This window comes from Pseudomonas protegens, from assembly GCF_003732485.1.
GTDB classification, from domain to species: domain Bacteria; phylum Pseudomonadota; class Gammaproteobacteria; order Pseudomonadales; family Pseudomonadaceae; genus Aquipseudomonas; species Aquipseudomonas protegens_B.
This window is the reverse complement of the sequence record NZ_MOAK01000082.1, coordinates 50008-52128: the sequence shown is the minus strand read 5'-3', so window position 1 is coordinate 52128 and position 2121 is coordinate 50008. Positions and strand designations below refer to the sequence as shown.

2 protein-coding genes are annotated in these 2121 nt (G+C 63.2%); one reads left to right on the top strand and one right to left on the bottom strand.

Annotated elements, in window-relative coordinates; translation table 11 throughout:
- Window positions 1-624, bottom strand: a 624-nt coding sequence (locus BLX41_RS36260; RefSeq protein WP_259745187.1) for a response regulator, incomplete at its 3' end; no start/stop codon positions are given.
- 198 nt (window positions 625-822) lie between these two features.
- Between BLX41_RS36260 and BLX41_RS25970 the strand changes: the two genes are divergently transcribed.
- A partial coding sequence (locus tag BLX41_RS25970; protein WP_259745186.1) for a GGDEF/EAL domain-containing response regulator occupies window positions 823-2121 on the top strand: 1299 nt, incomplete at its 3' end.

Here is a 2121-nt window from a genome sequence, read left to right as displayed (position 1 = left end):
CTGCTTGTCCGCCGGCAGGCGCAGGTTGGCCAGCAGCGAGAACACCTCGGTGCCGGTCACATAACTGTGCTTGAGCTCCTCGTAGGCCAGGTCCAGCATGTCGGCGGTCTGTTGCAACTCGGCGGTACGGGACGCAACGCGCTTTTCCAGGTTGGCGTTGCTCGCCTTGAGCTGGCGGTTCTGTTCCAGCACCAGTTGCTGCAGGCGCTTGAGCTCCCGCTCGGCCTGCTGGTGTTCCAGGGTCTGGCGCAGAATCAGCAGCAGCTCTTCGTCACTCCAGGGTTTGCTCAGGTACTGGTGGATCTGCCCTTCGTTGACGGCCTTGATGATGGTGCTCAGGTCGGCGTAGCCGGTGAGCAGGATCCTGCGGGTGGCCGGGTAGCCCTCGCGCACCCGGGCCAGCAAAGTGGCGCCGTCCATGTTGGGCATCCGCGCGTCGCTCATCACCAGGTCAACGGGACGCTGGGCAAGGATTTCCAGAGCCCTGGCACCGCTGTCCGCCACCAGCACTTCATAGGGCTGGCTGCGCAGCAGGCGCCGCAAGCTGTTGAGAATCGATTCTTCGTCATCCACCAGCAGCAGGCTTGGACGCGGTCCTGGTTCGACGGGCTGCGATTCTTCCATGGTGGCTCTCCCTGTCCTGCATTTCGTTCCCCGGACAGCAGCGCCAGGCCCGCGCCCGGCGCGCAACAACCCAGACAATCCTAGCTATTTTTTTTGTTTTCACCCGGGGATGCCCACCGAAAAAAACCTCTCACGACGCATTTTCCAGTGACTATGCTGACAGCGTTGGACGCACGCTCAGAACGCTAGGGAAAGTCAATGGACACTGGCTGCGACGCACAGACAAGTTCGCAAGACCCTTCGGATTCGCCGTCGGCGAGCGTCAACCGACGGGTACTGATTGTGGACGACAGCCTCTCCATCCACGAAGACTTCCACAAGATCCTCATGCCCTCGCAGAACCGGGCCCTGAGCCAGGTCGAAGAACAGTTGTTCGGCAGCGTCAACGTCCGGCCGCCCCTGGTGTTCAACCTGGATTCGGCGTTCCAGGGCCGCGAGGCTCTGGCCATGGTCGAGTCGGCCCAGGCCCGGAACACGCCCTATGCCATGGCCTTCATCGACATGCGCATGCCGCCGGGCTGGGATGGCCTGGAAACCATCGAGCAGTTGTGGAAGGTCGACCCGGACCTGCAGATCGCGCTGTGTACCGCCTATTCGGACTATTCCTGGGAAGCCATGGCCGAGCGCCTGGCCTTTGGCGACCAACTGCTGATCCTGAAAAAGCCCTTCGACAGCCTGGAGATCCGCCAGATGGCCAGTGCCCTGACCTGGAAATGGCAGATGGCCCGGGATGCGCGGCACAAGCTTGACGATCTGCAGCGCACCATCGAGGACCGGGTCGCGGAACTGCTCAAGGTCTCCCACCTGCTGCACTACGATGCCCTCACCGGGCTGCCCTCCAGCACCCTGCTCGGGGATCGCCTGGGCCAGGCCATGGCCCGGGCCCGGCGTTATGGGCAGCAACTGGCGGTGATGTTCCTCGGGCTGGACCGTTTCAAGCGGATCAACAATGCCCTGGGCTATCCGGCAGGCGACGAACTGCTCAAGAGAATCGCCCATAGCCTGCAGCACGGCATGCGCGAATCGGACTCGGTGTTCCGCTACGGCTCCGACGAATTCGTGGTCCTGCTCCATGACCAGGAGCCGCCGCCCCAGGTCCGTAGCGTCGCGGAAAAGTTCCTGGCGACGGTGAGCCAGCCCCATGATGTGGCCGGGCACGACCTGCGGGTCACCGCCAGCCTGGGGATCAGCCTCTACCCCGAGGATGGCCAGGATGCCCTGAGCCTGATCAAGAAGGCCGAGATGGCCATGCGCAACAGCAAGGAGCAGGCACCGGGGGGCTACGGTTTCTTTACCGAGGACATGACCCACCGCGCCCGGGAGCGACAACACCTGGAATCGGGTATTCGCCAGGCCCTGGAAAATCAAGAATTCCGTTTGCACTACCAGCCGAAAATCCACTTGGCCTCGGGCCAGGTGGTGGGCGCCGAGGCGCTGATTCGCTGGTTCAGCCCGCAACGAGGCTGGATCAGCCCCGCCCAGTTCATTCCCGTGGCC